Annotated in this window: 12 protein-coding genes and 1 pseudogene; 3 read left to right on the top strand and 10 right to left on the bottom strand. The window is 66.0% G+C overall.

The genetic code is table 11. The features are described from left to right. Positions 1-1,443: sensor histidine kinase (locus QZL63_RS06250; protein WP_290586244.1), on the top strand; the 1,443-nt coding region annotated here is incomplete at its 5' end. Continuing rightward, positions 1,433-2,119, top strand: a complete 687-nt coding sequence (locus QZL63_RS06245) for a response regulator transcription factor (RefSeq protein WP_290586241.1) — start codon at positions 1,433-1,435, stop codon at positions 2,117-2,119. The genes QZL63_RS06250 and QZL63_RS06245, both read left to right, overlap by 11 nt. Positions 2,120-2,149: 30 nt before the next feature. Here the strand turns inward: QZL63_RS06245 and QZL63_RS06240 are convergent. From QZL63_RS06240 to QZL63_RS06230, 3 genes and pseudogenes are all read right to left on the bottom strand, one after another. Then, positions 2,150-3,215 (bottom strand): annotated as a pseudogene (locus QZL63_RS06240) (alcohol dehydrogenase). A 75-nt stretch (positions 3,216-3,290) separates the two neighbouring features. Then, on the bottom strand, positions 3,291-4,688 hold the full coding sequence (locus QZL63_RS06235) for an alanine/glycine:cation symporter family protein (RefSeq protein WP_022308470.1): 1,398 nt from the start codon (positions 4,686-4,688) through the stop codon (positions 3,291-3,293). A 70-nt stretch (positions 4,689-4,758) separates the two neighbouring features. Continuing rightward, a complete protein-coding gene (locus QZL63_RS06230) occupies positions 4,759-5,397 on the bottom strand; it encodes a nitroreductase family protein (protein ID WP_022308469.1) in 639 nt (212 codons plus the stop codon). Between the two features lie 169 nt (positions 5,398-5,566). Here QZL63_RS06230 and QZL63_RS06225 point away from each other — a divergent pair, with 169 nt between their 5' ends. Continuing rightward, the gene (locus tag QZL63_RS06225; RefSeq protein ID WP_022308468.1) at positions 5,567-6,730 is read left to right on the top strand and encodes a MalY/PatB family protein; all 1,164 of its coding nucleotides are present in this window, start codon (positions 5,567-5,569) and stop codon (positions 6,728-6,730) included. Positions 6,731-6,815: 85 nt separating this feature from the next. Here the strand turns inward: QZL63_RS06225 and QZL63_RS06220 are convergent, their stop codons facing one another. The 7 genes from QZL63_RS06220 to QZL63_RS06190 form a co-directional block, all read right to left on the bottom strand. Next, positions 6,816-7,700 carry a DMT family transporter gene (locus QZL63_RS06220; RefSeq protein WP_022308467.1) on the bottom strand — a complete coding sequence of 295 codons (885 nt, stop codon included), beginning with the start codon at positions 7,698-7,700 and terminating at the stop codon, positions 6,816-6,818. A gap of 96 nt (positions 7,701-7,796) precedes the next feature. Continuing rightward, a complete protein-coding gene (locus QZL63_RS06215) occupies positions 7,797-8,657 on the bottom strand; it encodes a bifunctional methionine sulfoxide reductase B/A protein (RefSeq protein WP_365946765.1) in 861 nt (286 codons plus the stop codon). A gap of 94 nt (positions 8,658-8,751) precedes the next feature. After that, positions 8,752-10,005, bottom strand: a complete 1,254-nt coding sequence (gene hutI, locus QZL63_RS06210; protein WP_022308465.1) for an imidazolonepropionase — start codon at positions 10,003-10,005, stop codon at positions 8,752-8,754. Next, entirely contained in the window at positions 10,002-11,483 is a 1,482-nt protein-coding gene (hutH, locus tag QZL63_RS06205) for a histidine ammonia-lyase (protein WP_022308464.1), read from the bottom strand. The genes hutI and hutH overlap by 4 nt, the downstream gene beginning before the upstream one ends. 15 nt (positions 11,484-11,498) lie before the next feature. Then, a complete protein-coding gene (locus QZL63_RS06200) occupies positions 11,499-13,520 on the bottom strand; it encodes a urocanate hydratase (RefSeq protein ID WP_022308463.1) in 2,022 nt (673 codons plus the stop codon). Positions 13,521-13,526: 6 nt separating this feature from the next. After that, positions 13,527-15,227 carry a glutamate formimidoyltransferase gene (gene ftcD, locus QZL63_RS06195; RefSeq protein WP_022308462.1) on the bottom strand — a complete coding sequence of 567 codons (1,701 nt, stop codon included), beginning with the start codon at positions 15,225-15,227 and terminating at the stop codon, positions 13,527-13,529. Between the two features lie 193 nt (positions 15,228-15,420). Further along, positions 15,421-16,378, bottom strand: a 958-nt coding sequence (locus QZL63_RS06190) for a TonB-dependent receptor domain-containing protein (protein WP_290586235.1), incomplete at its 5' end; no start/stop codon positions are given.

Genomic DNA, 16,378 nt, shown 5'->3' with positions numbered 1-16,378 from the left:
CTGGCCCCCGCCTCGCTGGCGGTGCTCGTCGCCGTGCAGGTGTGGAGCCTTGTGAACATGTACCACGCACGCCGTGAAGAGTTCTCGCGTCAGGTGATGCAGGCCATGACCCGCGCCGCCTATGACGACCTGCTGCTGGGCAACAAGCCCTCCGGACACAAAAGCCACATATCCTTCTCTTCGTCGGGGAACATCGACTCGATCCGCGTGGACATGATTCAGGAGATCACGGTGAAGAACCTCGACGGGGCGGGCAAAAGCATCACCTTCACCCCCAAGTCCGACACGATACACCACGATATCAGTATTTCCGACGGCCCGGAGACCCGCTTCATCCGTCAGGAGATCCGCATCCCGTCGGTCTATGTCCTGCGGCTCAACATGGCGCGCTACGATTCGCTGCTTACGTGTAACCTGCAGACGGCGGGGATCGACCTGCCCCACAAGGTCGATGTCGTGCGCGGCCGGAGCGACAGTACCTCGTCGGCAAAGATCTTCACGACAAAACCGCCGGAGGATCCGGAGGTGGTGCTTACCGCGCTCAATGACTCGTTGCGGATCAAGAATCCGCTGACCTTCACGACTTCGCTCACGACCGACGAGGAACTCTATTTCCGTCTGCGGATCGAGAATCCCGACCGGCAGCTGCTGGGAGACATGGCAGGTGTCGTCGTCTCGTCGCTCCTGATGCTTGCGGCGGTGGCCGGGGCGCTGATCTACCTGTTGCGCACGCTCTTCCGGCAGAAGACGCTCGAAGAGATGCGTCTCGACCTGACACACAACATCACCCACGAGTTGAAGACCCCGATCGCCGTGGCCAATGCCGCGAACGACGCCCTGCTCGACTTCGGGGCGGCGAACGATGCGGCCCGGCGCGAACGATACCTGACCGTCATCCGCGAGCAGCTGGCTGCCCTGGGCGGCATGGTGCAGCGCATCCTGACGATGAGCGTCGAGGAGCGCGGAGAGTTCACGCTCTGCCGCGAGACGCTGGAGCTCCTCCCGCTGCTTGAGGAGATTGCGGCCCGCTTCCGCATGAAGGGGCGCGGGCGGGCGACGATCGAGGTGGAGGCCGAAGGAGCGGATCTGAAGGTTGCAGCCGACCGGTTCCACCTCACGCATGCACTGGACAACCTGGTGGACAACGCCTTGAAATACTCCCGCGGGAAGGTGCGGATCCGCCTCTCGGCCCGGCGTACTGCAAAAGGGATCGAGTTGCGCGTCGCGGACAACGGCATCGGCATCGACCGTACGGCCCAGACCCACATTTTCGAAAAGTTCTACCGCGTGCCTACCGGCGACCGCCACGACGTCAAGGGATTCGGGCTGGGACTCTACTACGTGCGGCTGATTGCCCGCAGACACGGCGGCGAGATCTCGGTGGAGAGCGCCCCGGGGCGCGGTTCAACCTTCATACTGACACTTCCCGACGATGGACGATAGGATACGCATGCTGCTTGTCGAGGACGAGCGGACGCTCGCCGACATCATCGCCGACACGCTCGGCGAGAAGGAGTTCGACGTGACGGTGGCCTACGACGGCATCGAGGCGCTGCGCCGATTCGATGAGGCGCGTCCCGACGTCGTCGTGACCGACATCATGATGCCCGGCATGGACGGCTTTTCGTTCGTCGATGCCCTGCGCCGCCGCACGGCTGACATCCCCGTTCTCTTCCTTTCGGCCCGGTCGTCGGCCGAAGACGTGGTGCGCGGCTTCGAGACGGGCGGCAACGACTACCTGCGCAAGCCCTTCGCCATGAGCGAACTGGTCGTCCGCGTGAAGGCCCTGGTCGGCCGCACGAGGACGGCGCATGCCCCTTCCGAGGTGCACTACCGGATCGGGCGTTTCGATTTCGATGTCTCCCGGCAGCGGCTCTCCGACGGTGTGCGCACGCAGGAACTCTCGGCCCGCGAGGCCGGTGTGCTGGAGATGCTCTGCGAACGCATGGGCGAGGTGGTCCCCTCGCAGCGGATCCTGCAACGGATCTGGGGCGACGACACGTTCTTCAACGCCCGCAGCCTGCACGTCTTCATCACGCGCCTGCGCCGGCTGCTCTCGGCCGATCCGTCCGTCCGGATCGTCAATGCCCGCGGCGTCGGGTACCGCCTCCACGGCTGACGGGGCTGCCGCCCGGCATCCCCGTGCACATCACTTCCGGCAATCGACCGCCACCTTGATCACCCCGTCCCGGCGCTCCTCGAAGAGGCGGTAGGCCTCGTCGATGCGGCTCAGCGGGTAGCGGTGCGTGATGAGCGGCGTGGTGTCGATCCGCCCCTCGGCGATCAGCTGCAGGATCTCGCGGCAGTCGCATCCATCCACCCCGCCTGTCTTGAACGTGAGGTTCTTGCCGTACATGTCGGGCAGCGGCAGCTCCTGCGGCCGGTCGTACAGCGCCACGACCGTCACCACGGCGTTCGGGCGGGCGCACTCCCAGGCCAGACGGAAGGTCCCGTCGCTGCCGGCAACCTCCAGCACGCGGTCCTCCCNNAACCTCCAGCACGCGGTCGGCGCCGCCGTGGTCGCTGTGCCGCAGCACGAAGTCGCGGCACGCCCCGGGCCCGGTGACAAGCACCTCGGGATAGTGTTCGCGGACGAAGCGGCGCCGCTCTTCGAGGGCTTCGCACACGATGATGCGCTTCGGATTCCTGAGCCGGGCGCAGAGCAGCGTGCAGAGCCCCGTCGGCCCGGCCCCGAGGATAAGGACCGTGTCTTCGGGCCCGATCTCGGAGATGCGCGCGGCCCAGAATCCCGTGGCGAGGATGTCGCCGACGAAGAGTGCCTGCTCGTCGCTCACCGTGTCGGGGATGCGCGTCAGCCCCTGGTCGGCATGGGGCACCCGCACGTATTCGGCCTGCCCGCCGTCAATGCGGCAGCCCAGGGCCCAACCTCCGTCGGGGTCCGTGCAGTTGTTCACATAGCCGTGGCGGCAGAAGAAGCACTCGCCGCAGAAGGTCTCGACATTGACCGCTACACGGTCGCCCGGGGTGACGTTCGTGACGCTTGCACCGACCGCCTCGACCACACCGACCATCTCGTGGCCGACGGTGATGCCCTCGACGGCGCGCGGCACGCTGCCGTGCTTGATATGCAGGTCGCTGGTGCAGATGCTGCCCAGCGTGACGCGCACCAGTGCATCGCGCGGATCGAGCAATACGGGAACGGGTTTGTCGCACAGCGCGAAATGGCCGTGTCTGACGTAGGTACAGGCTTTCATGGAATCTGTTTGCGTATCGTTTCCGCAAAGATACCAAATCTTCGGGACGGAGCGCCGTCGCACGACGGCTTTTTCTCACCAGCAGTCGATCCGCCCCTTCAGCCGGGGAATGCGCTCCTTCGTGAAACGGGGGCTGCGGACTCCGCTGCGCTTCTGGGCGACGTAGTCGGCGAGCAGGGCGACGGCTTCGTGGCCCAGCAGGAGGATCGCCGCGAGGTTGCAGAGCGTCATCAGCGCCATGGTCACGTCGGCAAGGCTCCACACCAGGTCGAGCGTCGCCAGCGACCCGAAGAGCACCATGCCCCCGACCAGCAGGCGGTAGAGCGTGAGCACCCCGCGCCGGGAGGTGATGAACCGCACGTTGGCCTCGCCGTAGTAGTAGTTGCCGATGATCGACGAGAAGGCGAAGAGGAAGATCGCCACGGCGACGAACAGTCCGCCGACGGGGCCGATTTCGCTCACCAGGGCGGCCTGCGTCAGCTGGATGCCGTTCAGCGAGGCGTCGGGGACGCCGCCGAAGAGGATGATGAAGGCCGTGCAGGTGCAGATGAGCAGCGTGTCGGTGAAGACACCGAGGGTCTGGATCAGCCCCTGCTTCACCGGATGCGAGACGTGGGCCGTGGCGGCGACGTTCGGGGCCGAGCCCATGCCGGCCTCGTTGCTGAACAGGCCGCGCTTGATACCCTGCATGAGCGCCGCGCCTGCCGCTCCGCCCAGGACCGGGCCCCAGCCGAAGGCCTCGGAGAGGATCAGCCCGAGCACCTCGGGCAGCCGGCGGATGTTGAACAGGACGATGCCCAGGGCCAGCAGGATGTAGCCCAGGGCCATGACCGGGACGATCACGCCGCTGACCCGGGCGATGCGGTGGATGCCGCCGAAGATGATGAGGAGCGTGAGCGCGGTGAGCCCGACGCCGATCCAGTGCGGATCGAGCCCGAAGGCCCCCTCCCATGCGGCGCAGATCGTGTTGCTCTGCACCGAGTTGAAGGCAAATCCGAACGTTACGGAGATCAGCACGGCGAACAGCACGCCCATCCACCGTTTCCCGAGCCCGTACTCCATGTAGTAGGCCGGGCCGCCGACGTAAGAGTCGCGGCCGCGGCGTTTGTAGAGCTGCGCGAGGGTCGATTCGACGAAGGCGCTCGCGGCCCCCACGAGGGCGATGACCCACATCCAGAAGACCGCTCCGGGACCGCCGACGACGATCGCCGTGGCCACGCCGGCCAGGTTGCCCGTGCCGACGCGGCTGGCCAGCGATACGGCGAAGGCCTGGAACGAGGAGACGTGGCGCTCGCCCCCGGGTGCGCTTCCCGACGGCTCGCCCAGCACGCGGACCATCTCGCGCAGCATGCGGAACTGCACGCCGCGTGTCCGCAGGGTGAACCACACGGCGCAGCCGAGCAGCGCCGCAACCAGCACATGGCTCCACAGAATGTCGTTGATGCTGCCGATCCAGCCGGTCAGAGTCTCCATCGTAATCTTCGTGTTTCGGGAATGACACCGCAAATTCGGTGCAAAACGGGACGGCCCGGGGCCGGATAGCCTATCCGATCAGCAGGTCGTCGAGACGCAGCTTGGGCACATAGTGCACCCCGTCGCGGCGGTAGTAGGCCCGGCTCTCGCCGGCGCCGATCTCCACGAGCTCGATGCGCTCGGCCCCCTTGCCGACAGCCACGACGAGCAGCGGCTCGCAGCCGAGTCCGAACTCCCGGCGGATCGCCTCGCGGTCGAACGCCCCGATGCAGATGCCGTTCAGCCCGATCTCCGCGGCGCGCAGCAGCATGCTCTGTGCCGAGATTCCGAGATCCATATCGACGTAGCGGTCCTCGGGCACCGTCGTGCAGACGATGATGAAGGCACGGGGCTCGGTGCCCGGCAGCGGCAGGTGCAGTTCGGGCAGGGCCCCGCCGAGGCGGATGTGCGGCAGGACCTTGTCCGCCTCGTCAGCCAGCACGGGGCGGAAGCGCAGCACCTGCGCATTCCGCGCCGAAGGGATACGCGTATTGACCGCGATGATGCTGCGCAGCTGGTCCTCGCGCACGACAAAGTGTGTGTCATAGCCTCGGTAACTGCGGTTCCGGAGCAGCAGCCGCATGAGCGACGGCTGCGGCCTCCGCACGGCGGGAGCCGCAGCGCGGGCGCGGTACTCTTCCATCTTACGTCCCAGAAAGTCGTCTGCCATGGTTTCCTTTTTTTGTCTCTTTACGGGGCAAAGATACGACATGCGGCGCGGTATGCCAAATTTATCCGGCGCGCAGAGGCTCCCGCCCGCCGGTTTTGCGGTCTGCGGAAGATTGTTTATATTTGTTCGTCCCGATCGGGACACGACTTCAAACCGCATGCATACAGATATGGAACATTTCGATTTCGATGAGATCGTCCCCCGGCGGGGCACCTGCTCCGTGAAATGGGACGACGGGGTACCCGACGGCGTGCTGCCCATGTGGGTTGCAGACATGGATTTCCGCACGGCCCCGGCGGTCGTCGAGGCGCTGCGCCGGCGGGTCGAGCACGGCATCTACGGCTACGCCATACCGCCCGAGGCCTATGCCGAGTCGATCCGGGGCTGGTTTCTGCGCCGCCACGGATGGGCGCCCGAGCGGGAGTGGATCCACCCGGTGACGGGCGTCATCCCCGCCCTTTCGGCCATTCTGCGGGCCATGACCCGTCCGGGAGACAAGGTGCTGATCCAGCCGCCGGTCTACAACCACTTTTACATCGCCATTGCCAACAGCGGCTGCACGCCCGAGGAGAGCAACCTGGTGCTCGACGGCAACCGCTACCGCATCGACTTCGAGGACCTCGAGCGCCGTGCGGCCGACCCGGCGGTGAAACTCATGCTGCTGTGCAACCCCCACAACCCCGCCGGCCGGGTCTGGACGCCCGACGAGCTGCGGCGCATCGGCGAGATCTGCCTGCGCCACGACCTCTTCATCATCGCCGACGAGATCCACTGCGAACTGGTCATGCCGGGATTCCGCTATACTCCCTTCGCCTCGCTCGACGAACGGTTCCGGCAGCACTCGGTGACCTGCACGTCGCCCAGCAAGGCCTTCAACCTGGCCGGTCTGCAGGTGGCCAACATCTTCGCCGCCGACCCCGACACGCGCGGGCGGATCGTCCGTGCACTCGAGATCAACGAGACGGGAATGATCAGTCCCTTTGCCATCGAGGCCCTGATGGCCGCCTACAATGAGGGCGACGCGTGGCTCGACGCCTTGAACGAATACCTGTGGGGCAACTACGTGGAACTGCGCGACCATTTCGCCGCCCGCCTGCCCCAATTCCCCGTATTGCCGCTCGAGGGCACCTACCTGGTGTGGATCGACTGCCGGGCCGCGGGCCTGAGCTCCGCGGAACTCGACCGGCGGCTGACTGCCCAGGCCCGCGTGCGGATCAACCCCGGAGCGATGTACGGTGCCGCCGGCGAGGGCTTCATCCGGGTGAACATCGCCTGCCCGCGGGCACTGCTGCGCGAGGGAATCAAACGCATGACCGATCTATTGACCCGATAGCCAGACTGTCATAAAACCGTCCTCCGGCCGGCGTTCCTGGTTATTGCCGTGGGGCAGGCTACAGGAAGACGGATAATGTACGGGGTCAGGCCCCGCTGCGGCCGTTGCGCAGGATCACCGTCAGGACCGCCGAGACGATCAGCACGATGCCCGCGGCGCTCCGCCACGTGAAGGGCTCGCCGAATACGGTGATACCGATCACGACGGCCGTCAGCGGCTCCATGGCGCCAAATACGGAGGTGAGCGTCGGACCGATCTTCTTGATCGCCTGTACGAGCGCCATGTTCGACAGGGCCGTGGCCGGCAGGGCGAGGCCGAGGATTGAGAGCCAGGCACGGGGCTCCGTCTCGAGGCGGATGCCGCCCGTAAGGCTGGCGCCGATCAGGAAGAAGAGCGCTCCGAAGGCCATGACGTAGGTGGTCAGCACGGTAGAGGGAATTGTCACGGCGCGGCTTCGGCGCACGCCGACGATGTAGCCGCCGTAGGAGAAGACCGACACGACGGCAGCAGCGGTTCCGAGCAGCGCATTGCCGCGCGCAAACCCGACGCTGCCCGACGAGAGAAGCACGGCACCCACGATCGAGAGCCCGATCGCCGCGAAGGTCACGGCCGAGCCCCGCTCGCGGAAGAAGCAGACCATGGCGAGCGCTACGGCCAGCGGGTACATGAAGTGGATGATCGAGGCCACGCCGCTGGCGATCATCTGGTAGGCGACGACAAGGCTCAACGACGTCACGGCCCGGAAGATGCTCAATACGAAGACCGTGCGGAGCTCCTTCCGTCCGAGTCGGAAGTTGCAGCCGGTTGCAAGCCCCCAGCCTCCCAGGCAGAGCGACGCGACGCCCCAGCGGTAGGACAGCACCTCGAACGACGAGTAGCCCATGCCGATGAGCAGCAGGGTGAAGAGCGGCGCGAGGCCGAATGTCGCGGAGGAGACGATCGCCCACGCGGTTCCTTGGATGCGTTCCATGCGGTTTCGTTTTTTTTTTTCGTTTGGGCAAAGATACGAAAAAAAGAGAAGCGGCGACGGGATTCCGTCACCGCTTCCGGATTTGTTGCCGCCGGATCAGAAGCGCTTCGTGTAGCTGTGGCAATAGGGCTGTGTCCCCTTGCGGTCGTAGTAGTCTTGATGGTATCCTTCGGCGGGCCAGAAGGTCGTGGCGGGCGTCACGCGTGTCACCACGTCGTAGCCCCTGGAGCGGAGGGTGTCGATCAGCCGCAGGGCGATGTCGCGCTGTGCGGGGGTCGTGTAGAAGATCTCCGAGCGGTACTGGTCGCCGATGTCGGGACCCTGCCCGTCGGCCTGCGTCGGGTCGTGGATCTCGAAGAAGAGCCGTGCGAGCTCCTCGTAGCCGATCCGGCTCGGGTCGAAGCGCACGCGTACCGCCTCGGCATGTCCCGTGGTGTGGCTGCGCACCTCCTCGTAGGTCGGATGGTCCTTGTGGCCGCCGATGTAGCCCGATTCGACGTCGAGCACTCCGGGACGCTTCGAGAGCATGTACTCCACGCCCCAGAAGCACCCTCCGGCGAAGATCGCCGTCTCCTCGGCCGGAGCCGGCGAGGCCGCCTCCTTCTTTTCGGGAAGGAACTCCAGCGAGACGGAGTTCACGCAGTGGCGCGTATTCTTGGGCGTGAAACCCTCGTTCAGGAAGACGTGGCCCAGGTGGGCGCCGCAGCGGGCGCAGGTGATCTCCGTACGCACGCCGTCGGCATCGGGGGTGCGGCGCACGGCCCCGGGGATCTCGTCGTCGAAGCTCGGCCAGCCGCATCCCGCGTCGAACTTGTCGGCCGAGCGGTAGAGCGGCGCGCCGCACTTGCGGCAGATGTAGGTGCCCGCCTCGCGGTGGTTGTAGTACTTTCCGGAGAAGGGGGCTTCGGTTCCCTTCTGTTCGATGACCCGTTTCTCTTCGGGTGTCAGCGGTTTCATGGTCTGTGCGTTCAATGGGGTTCCCGCGCAACAGCAGAGGAGCGCCAGGAACAGGTACAACTTGTTTGTCATCTTGTCTTCCGGTCCTCAAAAATCAGGCCGGGACCGCACCGCCACACGCTTCGCCCCGCAGGAAGACCCGATCGATGAGCGGTGTCTGGTAGGCGTAGGAGAAGAACTCGACCGACGGCATCGGCCTGGTCAGGAAGAAGTTGGCCGTCTTGCCCGGGGTGATGCTTCCGAAACGGTCGCTCAGCCCCATGGCATAGGCGCCGTTGAGCGTAGCGGCATGGATCGCCTCGGCCGGGGTCATACGCATGCGGATCGAGGCCAGCGCCACGACCATGCGCATGTTGCCCGAGGGCGACGAGCCGGGGTTGTAGTCCGAAGCGAGGGCTACGCCCAGCCCCGCGCGGATCATTTCGCGGGCGGGTGGATAGCTCATCCCGAGGAAGAAGGCGGCACCGGGCAGCAGCGTCGGCATGGTCTCCGAGCCGCGGAGCGCCTCGATCTCCTCGGCACCGCTCCGCTCAAGGTGGTCCACTGACAGCGCGCCGCAGCGCACACCGGCCTGCACACCGCCCGAGACGGCCAGTTCGTTGGCATGGATCTTGCCCCGCAGTCCGTAGCGCCGGCCTTCGGCAAGCATCCGCTCGGTCTCCTCCACGGTGAAGAAGCCCGCATCGCAGAAGACATCGATGAAGTCGGCCAGCCCCTCGCGGGCCACGGCCGGCAGCATCTCGCGGCAGATCAGATCGACATATTCGCCCTGCCGGCCCCGGTAGGCCCGCGCCACGGCGTGGGCCCCGAGGAAGGTGGCCCGCACCTCGAGGGGCGACGTCTCGCGGATGCGCCGGATGACGCGCAGCATCTTCAGCTCGTCTTCGGTCGAGAGACCGTAGCCCGACTTGATCTCCACGCAGCCCGTACCCATGGCGATGATCTCGCGGATGCGCTCCATCGCCTGCCGGTAGAGCTCCTCCTCGGAGGTTTCGTGCAGCCGGTCGGCGGAGTTCAGGATGCCGCCTCCGCGGCGTGCGATCTCCTCATACGAAAGGCCGTTGATCTTGTCCAGAAACTCCTGCTCGCGGCTCCCGGCGTAGACCAGGTGGGTGTGCGAGTCGCAGAACGACGGGAAGAGCATCCCGCCCGCGGCATCGACGATGCGGTCGGCATCCGTCTCGCCGAGATCCGACATGCGGCCGAACGCCGCAATGCGCTCTCCGTCGGTCAGCAGCCAGGCGTCGTCGAGCGTGTCGAGGCGGTCCATCTCCGCACCGCAGCGGCGCAGGCGGCCCTCCGTCTCGATACCGACGATCCGTCCGATGTTTTTGACCAGCAGTTTCATCGCTCGCGCAGGAATTCCACCGACGCAGCGATGTGCGGATACATCACCTCGTCGTTGTCGATGAAAGGTACGCGGCGGCGGTAGTCGGCCACCAGCCGTTCGAGTTCGGGCGACGTGCGGGCCGGGCGGCGGAACTCGAGGGCCTGGGCGGCGTTGAAGAGCTCGATGGCCAGCACCCGCTCGGTGTTGAGCACCACGCGGCGCAGTTTCGTCGCGGCGTTCGAACCCATGCTCACGTGGTCCTCCTGTCCCTGCGACGAGGGGATCGAATCGACAGAGGCGGGCATGCAGAGCCCCTTTGACTGGCTGACGATCGACGCTGCGGTGTACTGCGGGATCATGAAGCCGCTGTTCAGGCCGGGATTGGCCACGAGGAACTTCGGCAGGTCGCGGGCCCCCGAGATCAGCTTGTAGATACGCCGCTCGGAGATGTTGCCCAGCTCGGCCACGGCGATGGCCAGGAAGTCCATCGCCAGGGCGATCGGCTGCCCGTGGAAGTTGCCCGCCGAGACGACCATATCCTCCTCGGGGAAGACCGTCGGGTTGTCCGTCGGGGAGTTGATCTCGGTCTCGAGCACCTGACCGACATAGTCAATGGTGTCCTTCGTGGCGCCGTGGACCTGCGGGATGCAGCGGAACGAGTAGGGATCCTGCACGTGCTGCTTCGGCCGGGCGATCAGCTCGCTGCCCTCGAGCAGGCGGCGGAAGGCGCGGGCCGTCGTGAGCTGCCCCTTGTGGGCGCGGATCAGGTGCACCTGATCGCAGAAGGGCTCGATGCGTCCGTCGAAGGCGTCGAGCGACAGGGCCCCGATGCGGTCGGCCCACTCGCTCAGCCGCTGTGCGGCGATGAGCGACCAGACGCCGTAGGCGCTCATGAACTGCGTGCCGTTGAGCAGCGCCAGACCCTCCTTCGACTGGAGTTCGAGGGGTTCCCAGCCCAGTTCGCGGAGCAGGTCGGCTGCGGGTCGCACTACCCCGCCGACCTCGACCTCACCCAGTCCCAGCAGCGGCAGGCTCATGTGGGCCAGCGGCGCCAGGTCTCCCGATGCGCCGAGCGATCCCTGCTGGTAGATGACCGGCAGGATGTCGCGGTTGAAGAACTCGACGAGCCGCTCGACGGTCCGAAGCTGTACGCCCGAGTAACCGTAGGAGAGCGACTGGATCTTGAGCAGCAGGATGAGCCGCACGATCTCCGACGGCACGCGCTCGCCGGTGCCGCAGGCGTGCGACATGACGAGGTTACGCTGCAGCCGGGAGAGTTCGTCGCGGCCGACCGAGATGTCGCACAGCGAGCCGAAGCCCGTCGTGATGCCGTAGATCGGCCGCTCGGGGTGCTCCATCTTGCGGTCGAGGTATTCGCGGCAGCGGACGATCCGCTGCCGGGCGTCGTCGCTCAAAGCCAGCGGAAGGCGGCGTTCGAGGATTTCGCGCACGCGGGCGATGGTCAGGCGCTCCGCGGATATCAGATGATGTTCCATATCGGGTAGCAGTTGTTATTCGTTATCGTTCAATGCATTGCGGATGATGTCGTCGTCGGCGGAGTTGGGCAGCGTAACCTCCAGTCCGGGGGTGCGCTCCATCTCGCGGCGGATGGCCGCCACGGCCCCTTCGTTGCGGGCCCAGCTGCGGCGGGCGATGCCGTTGTTCACGTCCCAGAACAGCATCTCGCGGATGCGACGGTCGGCATCCTCCGAGCCGTCGATCACCATGCCGAAGCCGCCGTTGATCACCTCGCCCCAGCCGACGCCGCCGCCGTTGTGGATCGAGACCCACGTCGCGCCGCGGAAGGCGTCGCCGATGACGTTCTGCACGGCCATGTCGGCCGTCAGGTTCGAGCCGTCGTAGATGTTCGAGGTTTCGCGGTAGGGCGAGTCGGTGCCCGAGACGTCGTGGTGGTCGCGGCCCAGCACGACGGGTGCCGAGATGCGGCCGTCGGCGATTGCCCGGTTGAAGGCCTGCGCGATCTTCGTGCGGCCCTCGCAGTCGGCATAGAGGATGCGCGCCTGCGAACCGACGACCAGGTGGTTGCGGCCCGCCTCGCGGATCCAGTGGATGTTGTCGTCGAGCTGACCGGCGATGTCGGCGGGCGCCGTGCGGCGGATCTCCTCCAGCACCTCGGCTGCCAGCCGGTCGGTCGTCTCCAGATCCTCGGGCTTGCCCGAGGTGCAGACCCAGCGGAACGGCCCGAATCCGTAGTCGAAGAACATCGGACCCATGATGTCCTGCACGTAAGAGGGATAGCGGAAGCGTCCGCCCTCGCCCATCACGGCGGCCCCGGCACGCGAGGCCTCGAGCAGGAAGGCGTTGCCGTAGTCGAAGAAGTACATGCCGCGCGAGGTGAGCTTGTTGATGGCATCGACCTGACGGCGAAGCGATTCCTGCACGCACTCACGGAAGCGCGTCGGCTCCTCGGCCATCATCTTGTTCGAGGCTTCGTAGCTCAGCCCGACGGGATAGTAGCCTCCGGCCCAGGGGTTGTGCAGCGAGGTCTGGTCGGAACCCAGATCTACGGGGATCTCCTCGGCGGCGAGGCGCTCCCAGAGGTCCACGACGTTGCCCACATAAGCCAGCGACACGATTTCTTTTGCGCTGACGGCCTTGCGGATACGCTCGATCAGTTCATCCAGTGATTCATGCAGTTCATCGACCCATCCCTGCTCGTAGCGTTTCCGGGCGGCCTTGGGGTTGATCTCGGCGATGACCGAGACTACACCCGAGATGTTGCCCGCCTTGGGCTGAGCGCCCGACATGCCGCCGAGGCCCGACGAGACGAAGAGCATGCCGCGGGCGTCGCGGCGGTCGGCCGTGAAACGCTTGCGTGCGGCGTTCATCACCGTGATCGTCGTGCCGTGCACGATGCCCTGCGGGCCGATGTACATGTAGGAGCCGGCGGTCATCTGTCCGTACTGCGAGACGCCGAGGGCGTTCATCCGCTCCCAGTCATCGGGCTTCGAGTAGTTGGGGATCACCATGCCGTTGGTAACCACGACGCGCGGGGCGTCGGGATGCGACGGGAAGAGACCCAGCGGATGGCCCGAGTACATGACCAGCGTCTGGCGGTCGGTCATCTCCGAGAGGTACTTCATCGTCAGGCGGTACTGTGCCCAGTTCTGGAATACGGCCCCGTTGCCGCCGTAGGTGATCAGTTCGTGGGGATGCTGCGCCACGGCCTTGTCCAGGTTGTTCTGGATCATCATCATGATGGCCGCCGCCTGCCGGCAGCGGGCCGGGTATTCGTCGATCGGGCGGGCATACATCTCGTAGTCGGGACGCAGGCGGTACATGTAGATGCGTCCGTATTTGCGCAGCTCGGCGGCAAACTCGCGGGCCAGCACCGCATGGTGCTTGGCCGGGAAGTAGCGCAGGGCGTTGCGCAGGGCCAGCTCCTTCTCGGCGGGCGTGAGGATATCCTTGCGCTTGGGTGCGTGGTTGATCTGTTTGTCATAGGGTTTCGCGGCGGGCAGCCGGTCGGGGATGCCTGCGCGGATGTCGGCTTGGAATTCGGCGAGTGTCATGGTCGGCTATTTTATCTTTTCTTCTACGATGGCCAGCACCTCCGTCTCCAGACGGACAGCGTCGGCCGCAATGGATTCGGCCTCGGCGACCAGCGCCCCAGCCCGCTCGCGGTCCTTCAGGCCCGCGGCATTGATCTTCACGTTCAGGCAGGCCCCGAGTACGGCGCTGCGGGCTGCGAGGGCCCCTACTCCGGCATCCGAGACCGAATTGGGATTGCCCGTCTCGGCCATCGCGCGCACCAGCGGGAAGACCCGCACGGCGGCCTTCATCGTCCGCAGGGGAACCTCCGTGGCGTAGAGCGTGGCCTCCTGCAGGGCCGCACTGCGGGCGGCCTTCTCCTCGTCGGTCGATTTGGGCATGGCGAAGACGGCCATGATCCGGTTGAAGGCCTCCGTGTCCTCGTCCACCAGGTGCAGCAGCTCGGCGAGCAGCGCCTGGCCGCGGTCGGCCCAGTCGGAGAACTCCTCCCAGCGGTCGTCCCAGCCGGCCTTGTGCGACGAGAGGTTGGCGACCATCGTTCCGAGGGCGGCGCCGAGCGCTCCCATGTAGGCCGAGATCGAACCGCCGCCCGGAGCGGGCGATTCGCTCGCGGTCTCGGCGGCAAATCCCTTGCACGTGAGGTCGATCAGCCGCTTCTTCTGATCCTCCGCCTCAAGCAGGTATTCGATCACCTTCTCCTTCGGGTCGAAGGGCTTCAGGTCGTCGAGCCCCATCGATTTCACGGCCAGGCGGATGATCTCCTCCTCGGCGATACCCGTCGAGCGGTGCTGCTTGCGCAGGAAGTAGCGGCCCGCCTCGAGCAGCGCCCGCTTGGGAACGAGCCCCACGATCTCGGTGCCGGTGACGCGGACGCCGCGGGCATCGGCCTTGCGGCACACCTCGTCGAAGGCCACGTGCAGCGGCGTGACCGAGATGTCGGTGATGTTCATCGAGACCTGGGCGATGCCGTACTCCTCGATGTACCAGCCGATGGCCTTCGTGGCCTTGAGCGTTCCGGGACGCATCACCGGGTTGCCTTCGGCGTCCTTGACGATCTTTCCGGTGATCGGGTTACCCTCGCGGACCGGCCGCCCCTTCTCGCGCACGTCGAAGGCGATGGCGTTGGCGCGGCGCGTGGAGGTGGTATTGAGGTTGAAATTGACGGCGATCAGGAAGTCGCGCGCACCGACCGTCGTGGCGCCCGTGCGGGCCACCCCTTCATCGAAGGGACGGGCCCCGAAATCGGGAGCCGTGTCGGTATGGGCGAGCTTCTCGGGCAGCGCCTCGTACTCGCCGGCCCGGCAGACGGCCAGGTTGCGCCGCTCGGGACGCAGGGCCGAGGCCTCGTAGCAGTAGGTCGGGATGCGCAGTTCGTCGGCGATGCGGCGGGCCAGCGTGCGGGCCAGCTCGGCGCACTCCTCGAGCGTGATGCCCGAGATGGGGATCAGCGGGAGAACGTCGGTGGCACCCATGCGCGGGTGTGCCCCCTTGTGGTGGCGCATGTCGATCAGTTCGGCGGCGCGCCGGACTCCGGCGAAGGCCGCCTCGACGACCGCTTCGGGTGAGCCGACGAAGGTGACGACCGTGCGGTTGGTCGCTTCGCCCGGATCCACATCCAGCAGCTTCACGCCGCCGGACTGTACGATGGCCGCCGTGATCGCGTCGATCACGGCCTTGTCGCGTCCCTCGCTGAAGTTGGGAACGCATTCGACGATTCGTTTCTCCATATCGTGTGCGTTTAGAAATTCTTTGCTTCAAATATACCGTTTTTTCGTGACAAAAACTACGATCAGTAAGAGAAAAACGCGCAGGACGAAAAAAACAGAAAGTTCCGGAGGGTCGAAACGAAAGGTCCGGACCCCGCGGCGCGGGATCCGGACCCGAAGGGTTGCAGCCGGAAAAGGGAGGAATCGGGAGGCGTCAGCGCCCGAAGGTCAGCGTGACGCCCGCGATGCACCAGAAGCCGGGCAGCGGAATGCCGCCCATGTCGCAGTAGCGCGAGTCGGTGATGTTCGTCGCATCGACGTAGAGGCGGCACCACCCCTTCTCCCACTGGAGGCGTCCGTCGAGCAGGAAGTAGGGCTCGAACGAGCGCTGTTCGCTCTGCGACGAGTCGCCCGCAACGGGATACCAGGTATACTCGCCGTTGCGGTCATAGACCGATCCGGTCAGCACGAGCGACATGCGCCGCAGGAAGTGCACGCCGACCGACAGCGCCGCCTTGTGGCGCATGAAGTCCATGGCGCTCTTGGCCACGATGTCCTCGCGGCGGTCGGTCGTGATGTATCCGTAGGAGAGCGTCACACGGCGCAGGAAGCCCGTCCCGGAGGTGTAGCCGCCCGAGATTTCGAGCCCGAAGGTGTTGAGCCGGCTCGTCTGCTCGGAGTGCCACTTGCCGCGCCAGGCCTCGGGGTTCGAGGGGATGTCGTCGTACCACACCCAGTCGATCAGATCGCGTCCGAGGCGGTAGTAGCTCTGCACCGAGGCGCTCCACACCCCGCGGGCGTAGTCGGCGCCGAGGCGGAATGTCACGGCGCGCTCGGGCGTCAGGTCGAGGTTGTTGATCTGGGCCGGCGAGGAGTAGTAGAGGTCCGTGAAGGTCGGCAGGCGCATCGACTGCGAGGCCCCCAGGCCGACATGCCACGACTCGGAGGGTTTCCAGCCTCCGTCGATGTTCCACAGCGCCGAGGTGCCGTAGGGTGTGAGGCTCACGCCCGCCGAGGCCGAGGCATCGAACCTGCGCCAGCGCTTGGCGTGGCGCAGCCAGATGTTGCCCGTATGGCGGGAGTCGGCATGCGTGTAGTCGCCGTGCGGCTCGGGGAGTTCGAATCCCAGGTTCGTGCTGAAGATGTGGTTGTAGCCGTAGTCGCCGCCGAGC

The organism is Alistipes sp. CAG:268, from assembly GCA_000434235.1.
Lineage (GTDB): Bacteria > Bacteroidota > Bacteroidia > Bacteroidales > Rikenellaceae > Alistipes > Alistipes avistercoris.
Note: the sequence above shows the minus strand (reverse complement) of the source record. Positions and strands in the feature narration are given on the sequence as shown.

Excerpts from the sequence above, each read along its gene's own strand:
- QZL63_RS06245 (WP_290586241.1), top strand. The coding sequence starts at position 1,433 with ATGGACGATAGGATACGCATGCTGCTTGTCGAGGACGAGCGGACGCTC.
- QZL63_RS06235 (WP_022308470.1), bottom strand. The coding sequence starts at position 4,688 with ATGGAGACTCTGACCGGCTGGATCGGCAGCATCAACGACATTCTGTGG.
- QZL63_RS06230 (WP_022308469.1), bottom strand. The coding sequence starts at position 5,397 with ATGGCAGACGACTTTCTGGGACGTAAGATGGAAGAGTACCGCGCCCGC.
- QZL63_RS06225 (WP_022308468.1), top strand. The coding sequence starts at position 5,567 with ATGGAACATTTCGATTTCGATGAGATCGTCCCCCGGCGGGGCACCTGC.
- QZL63_RS06220 (WP_022308467.1), bottom strand. The coding sequence starts at position 7,700 with ATGGAACGCATCCAAGGAACCGCGTGGGCGATCGTCTCCTCCGCGACA.
- QZL63_RS06215 (WP_365946765.1), bottom strand. The coding sequence starts at position 8,657 with ATGAAACCGCTGACACCCGAAGAGAAACGGGTCATCGAACAGAAGGGA.
- hutI (WP_022308465.1), bottom strand. The coding sequence starts at position 10,005 with ATGAAACTGCTGGTCAAAAACATCGGACGGATCGTCGGTATCGAGACG.
- hutH (WP_022308464.1), bottom strand. The coding sequence starts at position 11,483 with ATGGAACATCATCTGATATCCGCGGAGCGCCTGACCATCGCCCGCGTG.
- QZL63_RS06200 (WP_022308463.1), bottom strand. The coding sequence starts at position 13,520 with ATGACACTCGCCGAATTCCAAGCCGACATCCGCGCAGGCATCCCCGAC.
- ftcD (WP_022308462.1), bottom strand. The coding sequence starts at position 15,227 with ATGGAGAAACGAATCGTCGAATGCGTTCCCAACTTCAGCGAGGGACGC.